Source organism: Geodermatophilus sp. DF01-2 (assembly GCF_004571065.1).
Classification (GTDB): Bacteria; Actinomycetota; Actinomycetes; order Mycobacteriales; family Geodermatophilaceae; genus Geodermatophilus.
Genome location: NZ_SPQN01000016.1, coordinates 46,108 through 52,270, shown reverse-complemented (window position 1 = coordinate 52,270; position 6,163 = coordinate 46,108). Strand labels below are relative to the sequence as shown.

At 75.9% G+C, this 6,163-nt stretch carries 7 protein-coding genes and 1 pseudogene; 1 reads left to right on the top strand and 7 read right to left on the bottom strand.

Annotated elements, in window-relative coordinates; genetic code table 11:
* The 6 genes and pseudogenes from E4P41_RS07215 to E4P41_RS07190 form a co-directional block, all read right to left on the bottom strand.
* Positions 1 to 259: pseudogene (locus tag E4P41_RS07215) on the bottom strand (sphingosine kinase); the annotation flags it as partial.
* 160 nt (positions 260 to 419) lie between these two features.
* Complete coding sequence (gene tatC, locus E4P41_RS07210) at positions 420 to 1,412, bottom strand: twin-arginine translocase subunit TatC (protein WP_135140219.1); 993 nt, start codon at positions 1,410 to 1,412, stop codon at positions 420 to 422.
* Positions 1,413 to 1,432: 20 nt separating this feature from the next.
* Positions 1,433 to 1,759 carry a Sec-independent protein translocase subunit TatA gene (gene tatA / locus E4P41_RS07205; RefSeq protein ID WP_135140218.1) on the bottom strand — a complete coding sequence of 109 codons (327 nt, stop codon included), beginning with the start codon at positions 1,757 to 1,759 and terminating at the stop codon, positions 1,433 to 1,435.
* 76 nt (positions 1,760 to 1,835) lie between these two features.
* A complete protein-coding gene (locus E4P41_RS07200; RefSeq protein ID WP_135140228.1) occupies positions 1,836 to 2,027 on the bottom strand; it encodes a hypothetical protein in 192 nt (63 codons plus the stop codon).
* 12 nt (positions 2,028 to 2,039) lie between these two features.
* Positions 2,040 to 3,038 carry a WYL domain-containing protein gene (locus E4P41_RS07195; RefSeq protein ID WP_245177161.1) on the bottom strand — a complete coding sequence of 333 codons (999 nt, stop codon included), beginning with the start codon at positions 3,036 to 3,038 and terminating at the stop codon, positions 2,040 to 2,042.
* Positions 3,035 to 4,066, bottom strand: coding sequence for a WYL domain-containing protein (locus tag E4P41_RS07190; RefSeq protein ID WP_135140217.1), 1,032 nt, complete (start codon positions 4,064 to 4,066; stop codon positions 3,035 to 3,037). Before E4P41_RS07190 ends, E4P41_RS07195 begins: the two co-directional genes overlap by 4 nt.
* Before the next feature lie 93 nt (positions 4,067 to 4,159).
* On the opposite strand from E4P41_RS07190, the gene E4P41_RS07185 reads away from it, so the two are divergent.
* Complete coding sequence (locus E4P41_RS07185) at positions 4,160 to 5,272, top strand: DUF3866 family protein (protein ID WP_135140216.1); 1,113 nt, start codon at positions 4,160 to 4,162, stop codon at positions 5,270 to 5,272.
* 87 nt (positions 5,273 to 5,359) lie between these two features.
* On the opposite strand, the gene E4P41_RS07180 is transcribed toward E4P41_RS07185, so the two are convergent.
* Complete coding sequence (locus E4P41_RS07180) at positions 5,360 to 6,103, bottom strand: SDR family oxidoreductase (protein WP_135140215.1); 744 nt, start codon at positions 6,101 to 6,103, stop codon at positions 5,360 to 5,362.
* Positions 6,104 to 6,163 lie beyond the last annotated feature (60 nt).

The following is a 6,163-nucleotide window of genomic DNA, read 5'->3' as shown; positions in this document are numbered from 1 at the left end:
GCTCGCCGACGGCCAACGGCTGACCCAGGCATTGATGCAGCTGGCCGCCAACGCGGTACGCCACACCCGGCCCGAGGACGCGATCTCGATCGGCACCACGGTGGTCGACGGCCGGCTCCGGCTCGGCCGCGGCGCGGGTGGTGGCGTGCAGCACGCGGGGCGCCAGCCCGGCAGCACGCAGGACGTCGAGCGCGACGCCGGCGACCGCGGCGGCCCGGCCTCGGCCCGCCGCCGGGCTCACCAGGACGCTGACGTCCATGCCGGCCCCTCTGCAGGGGTCCGCCGCGGCCCCTTGAAGGACCCCGTCCTCCTCACCTCTCGTCAAGGACCCCGTCCTCCCCACCCCTCGCGAGCTCGGGGCGGGACCCGGGACGGGCCGGGACGGGGTCCTTCCACGGCGGGGGCAGGGGGGTCCACTCTCAGCCGCGGGAGCGGGCCGGCGGGCCGTCGACCGGCGCGGCCTGGGCCTCCGTGGTGGGGTCCTCCCGGCGCAGGTCGTCGTACGGGGTGGGTGCGGCGTCGAGCTGGGACGGGCTCGCGTCCAGCGGCGAGGCCTCGTCGTCGCCCAGGCCGTGCAGGGCGGCGTCCCGCTTGGCCCGGCGCCGGTCGACGAAGCGGGCCACCTGGATGGCCAGCTCGAAGAGCACGATCATCGGCCCGGCCATCAACAGCATGGTGAACGGGTCCTGCGTGGGGGTCACGAAGGCGGCGAAGACGACGGTGAGGAAGAAGATCCACCGCCGGGCCCCGCGCAGCGCCTCGTAGGTGAGGACGCCGACCAGGTTGAGCGCGACGGCGATCAGCGGCACCTCGAAGCTGACCCCGAAGGCGATGAGCAGCGACAGCGCGAAGCCGATGTAGTCCTGGGCGGTCAGCGCGATCACCGTGCCGCTGCCGGCCAGGCCCAGCAGCAGCTCCAGGCCCGCCGACAGCGAGACGTAGGCGAGCGCGGCGCCGAGGGCGAACAGGGTCGAGGAGATCGCGACGAAACCGATGCCGTAGCGCTTCTCGTTCTTCTTCAACCCGGGGGTGATGAACGCCCAGAGCTGGTAGAGCCAGACCGGCGCCGAGAGCACCGCGCCGCAGAGGAAGCTGACCTTCAGCCGGATGAAGACGCCGCCCAGGACGTCGGTGATGAGCAGGCCGCACTCCTGCTCGCTGCCCTGGGTGAAGCGCAGATCGGCCGGCAGGTTGCAGTACGGCGCCCGGATGAAGTCCCCGAGGCCGTGCTCGTACCACCAGAAGGCGACGGCGGTGGCGACCAGCAGCGCCAGCAGCGCCTTGGCGATCCGGTTGCGCAGTTCGGTGAGGTGCGCGACCAGCGTCATCGTCGCGGTGGCGTCCCGCGCCGGGCGGCGCCGGCGCAGGCCGGATCGGCGCCGGGCCGCCTCGCCCGCGCTGCTGTCGCTCATGGTGGTGCCGGGGGCTGGGGTCAGCGGGTGCTGTCCGCCGGGCCGGTCCGGGTGGCGCGGGCGCGCAGCTCGGCGGCGCGGGCCTCCGCGGCCCGGGCCTCGGCCTCGAGGGTCTCCTGCTCCCGGTCGGCCGGGGTCGCCGGCGGCAGGACCTCACCACGGACGGGGGTGGTGCGGGCGGCGTCCTTGGTGCGGACGTCGTCGTCCTTCATGCCCTTCATCTCGCCCTTGAAGATCCGCAGCGAGCGGCCCAGCGAGCGTGAGGCGTCCGGCAGCTTCTTGTAGCCGAAGAGCAGCAGGATGGCCAGGATGATCAGGCCGATCTCCAGGGGGCCGAGTCCGGCCATGAGGTCCTCCAGGTTCGGGTGGGCATCGTCGATGCTACGTCTCCGGAACGGTCCTGCCGCCCCCGAAACGGGGGGATCAGGACGGCCGCTGCACCTCCGCCGCACGGGCCGCCGTGGCCTGCGCCTCGGTGAGCAGCGGGCGCACCTCCTGCTCCAGCGTCGCGACCTCCCGGCGCAAGCGCGCGGCGGCGCCGAGCAGCCCGTGCACCAGCGCGCCGAGCACGACGGCGGCCAGGACGACCACGGCGATCCACACCCAGAGCAGCATCACCTGCCGACCCTAACCGCCGGAGGGGGACGGGGGGTGTCCGTCGGCTGGATACCGGGCGAGCGCCGCCCGGGCGTCGGCCGCCACCGCCGCGGCCAGCTCGGCCGGCTCGTCGACGGCCGCGGCTCCGCCGAGGGAGGCCACCAGCCGCCGCGCCCAGGCCATGTCGGCGGTGCGGACGGCGACGGCGAGGCCGCCGGGTGGGTCGTCGACCTCGCGCACGTCCTCCACCGGGTAGTACTCGGCCACCCAGCGGGCCGTGCGGGCCAGCCGCAACCGCACCACCGGCGAGCCCGGCTCGGGCTGGTAGAGGTCGGCGTCGACGTCGCGCAGGTGCACGCCCGGCGGCGGTGCCGCCGGTTCGTCGAGGACCTCGACGTCGTCGACCCGATCGAGGCGGAACAGCCTCAGGCCCTCGGCCCGCCGGCACCAGGCCTCCAGGTAGGACCGGCCGTCGACCAGCAGCAGCCGCAGCGGGTCGACGGTGCGCTCGGTGCGCTCGTCGCGGGTAGGCACGTAGTAGTGCAGGTGCAGCGCCCGGCCGCGCTCCAGGCCCTCCCGGACGACGGCCAGCGCCTGCTCCTGGGCGTCGACCGACAGCGCCACCGGCGTTCCCCGCTGCGTGGCGTGCCCGGCGGCGCGCGAGACCTTGGCCAGCGCCCGGCCGACCGCCTCCCGCTCGGCGAGGCCCGGCAGCTCGAGCAGGGTGCGCAGCGCGACGACCAGCGCCACGGCCTCGTCGGTGGTCAGCCGCAGCGGCCGCACCATGCCCGCGGTGAAGGTGACCCGCACCCGGTCGCCCTCGAACGCCAGGTCGATGAGGTCGCCGGGCCCGTAGCCGGGCAGGCCGCACATCCACAGCAGCTCGAGGTCGCGGCGCAGCTGGCGCTCGGGGACGCCGAAGTCGCGGGCGACCTCGGCCAGCGGCGCGCCCTGGGGGCGGGCGGTGAGGTACGGGACCAGCGAGAGCAGCCGGGTCATCCGCTCGGTGGTGGTGGGTGCGCTGGTCACGCCGTCTCCCCCGCGAGGGCCGTCTCCTGCGGCCCCGTGTTCTCCGGCGCCGTGTCCTCCGGCGCCATCGCCGCCAGCCGGGTCAACCGCTCGACGACGGCCTGGCGCACCGCGGTCGGCGCCTCGACCACGACGTCCGGCCCGTAGGCGGCGAGCTGGTCGGCCAGCCGCATCGGCTCGGTGGTGCGCAGCTCCAGCCGGTCGCCCCCGTCCCCGGCCGGCCCCAGCGGGACGGCGTGCCGCCGCAGCCCGACCGCGGTGCCGGGACGGGCCCGCACCACCACGAGCTGCTCCTCCCCGCCGAACTGCCCGGCGACCATCGCCGCGAGGTCGACGTCCGCCGGTGGCTCGAAGGCCCCGGCCGGCCCGGTGGCCTTGGGCGTGCCCACGACGCGGGAGAGGCGGAAGACCCGCGGCGCCTGCCGGTCGAGGTCCAGGCCGCCGAGGTACCAGCGGCCGTGCCAGGCGACGACGCCCCACGGCTGCACGTGGCGGCGGGCGGGGGCGTCCTCGTCGGGACGGCGGTAGTCGAAGGTGAGCACCCGGCGGTCGCGGGCCGCGGCGTAACAGGGCTCGAACGCCGGCTCGTCGGAGTCCAGCCGGGGACGCAGCGGGATCGCCCGGGAGGTGTCGACGTCCACCCCGGCGGCCTTGAGCTTGACCAGCGCGCTCTGTGCCGCGCCGGCCAGCTGCGCGGACTCCCACAGCCGCAGCGCCAGGCCGACCGCGGCGGCCTCCTCGCCGGTGAGGGTGATCTCGGGCAGCTCGTAGTCGGCGCGGGCGATGCGGTAGCCGTCCTCGGAGTCGAAGACGCTGGTGCGGCCGGTCTCCAGCGGCACGCCCATCTCGCGCAGCTCGGCCTTGTCCCGCTCGAACATCCGCTTGAACGCCTCGTCGGCGCGGGCGGTGCCGTCGTCGGGCTCGTAGCCGGGCACGGTCGCCCGGATCCGGGCGGCGGTCACGTACTGCCGGGTGCCCAGCAGGGCGATGACCAGGTTCACCAGCCGCTCCGCCCGCTTCGCCGCCACGCGTCCAGAGTAAGGACCCCGCTGCCCTCCACGCCTCGCGAGCGCAGGCGCGGGCCCCTGCAGCGGGGCCGGGGCGCTGCATAGGCTGCCCGCGTGGGGGAAGCAGCGGCGACACGGCAGCGGATCCGGTGGCGGCGGGGCACGGTGACCGCCCTCGGGCGGGCCTGGCGCGACGCCCAGGAGCTCACCGCCGAGGTTCCCGGGGACGGCGAGGTGCCGGCGCTGGCGCACCCGTCCCTGGTGGGCGTACCGGAGGTCGGCGACACCGTGCTGCTCAACACCACCGCCTGGGCGCAGCGGCTGGGCACCGGCGGGTACGCCCTCGTCGTCGCCGTCCCCGACCGGCTGCCCCCTGACCCGACCGGCCCCGGCCACCTGGTCAAGGCCCGGTACACGCCGCTGCAGGTGAGCGTGCAGGGGGTCGACGAGCAGGACACCGAGCACCACCGCACGATCGCCGACGCCGACGACCTCGTGGGCATGCCGGTCGTCGTGGCCGACCTGCACTCGGCGCTGCCTGCGGCACTGATCGGCGTCCTGGCCACCGACCCGGACCTGAAGGTCGCCTACGTCATGACCGACGGCGGCGCGCTGGTCGCCGGCTTCTCCCGCACGCTGTCGGCCCTCGCGCCGTCGCTGGCCGGCGTGGTCACCGTGGGACAGGCCTTCGGCGGCGACCTGGAGGCGGTCACCCTGCACACCGGGCTGCTCGCCGCGCGGCACGTCCTCGGCGCCGACGTGGCGATCGTCAGCCAGGGGCCGGGCAACCTCGGCACCGGAACGCCGTGGGGCTTCTCCGGAGTGGCCGCCGGCGAGGCGTGCAACGCGGTCACCGTGCTCGGCGGGGAGCCGGTCGGGGCGCTGCGCATCTCCGACGCCGACCCGCGGCCCCGGCACCGCGGCGTCTCCCACCACTCGCTCACCGCGTTCGGCCGGGTGGCCCTGGGCGGGGTGACGCTGGTGGCCCCGCGCGGGCTCGGCTCGGAGCTCGGCAGCCAGGTGGAGGAGGACCTCGCCGGCCAGCCGCAGCGCAACCGGGTGGTCTGGATGGACGTCGACGGGCTGGAAGAGGCCCTGGGCCTTTCCCCCGTGCCGCTGTCGACGATGGGCCGCGGCTACCCCGAGGAGCGGGCCTACTTCCTGGCTGCGGCGGCCGCGGGTCGCTACGCGGCGCTGCGGGTACCGGTGCCCGACGAGGTGCCCTGAGGTGCGGTCGCTGCGTTCCCCCTCACCTCGGTGGACGTCACCCCGCTCGGCGGCCTCTACGGGGCCACTGGGGAGCGACCGCAAGCATCACCGGCGGAAGCCGCCCTCGGCGTCGATGGTCGCGCCGGTCACCGAGCGGGCGTCCGGCCCGGTCAGCCAGGCGACGACGCCGGCGGCCTCGGCCGGGCTGTTCCACCGCCCGCGCGGCATGGCCGCGGCCACCCCCTCGGTCTCGTCGGGACCGGCCCAGCCGGTGTCGGTGGGGCCGGGGTTGACGCAGTTGACGGTGAGATCGCGGTCGGCGAGCGCGTCGGCCAGGGTGAGCGTGATCTGCTGGATCGCTCCCTTGCTCAGCGCGTAGGGGATCTCCCGGGCCATCGGGGCGCGGTGCTGGCCCGAGGTGAACAGCACCACCGCCCCCGGACCGGCCGACGTCTCGTACTGGGCGGCGAAGGCCTGGGTGAGCAGCACACTGGCCCGCGCGTTGGCGGCGAAGCTCAGGTCCAGGTCGGCGGCGGTCACCTCGTCGAGCCGGCCGAGCGCGCTGCGGGCGTGGTTGACCACAAGGGTGGACAGCGGCCCGACGGCCTTCCGGGCCGCGGCGACCAGCGCGGCGGGCGCGTCGGGCCCGGCCAGGTCGGCGGCGACGTGCGGCGGCGAGCCCAGCTCCGCCAGGACGGCCTCGAGGTCGTCGGCGCCCCAGGGCTGGCCGGCGTCGTGCGGCACCCAGGAGTGGACGACGACCCGGTCCCCGCGGTCGATCAGCCGCCGGGCGATGGCAGAGCCGATCCCGGCCCGCCTGCTGACGCCCGTGACCAGTGCTGTGCCCATGCGCCCGAGCGTGCCGCAGCTCGCCGACTCCTGCGATCTCGTGGTGATCAGCTCGCGAGG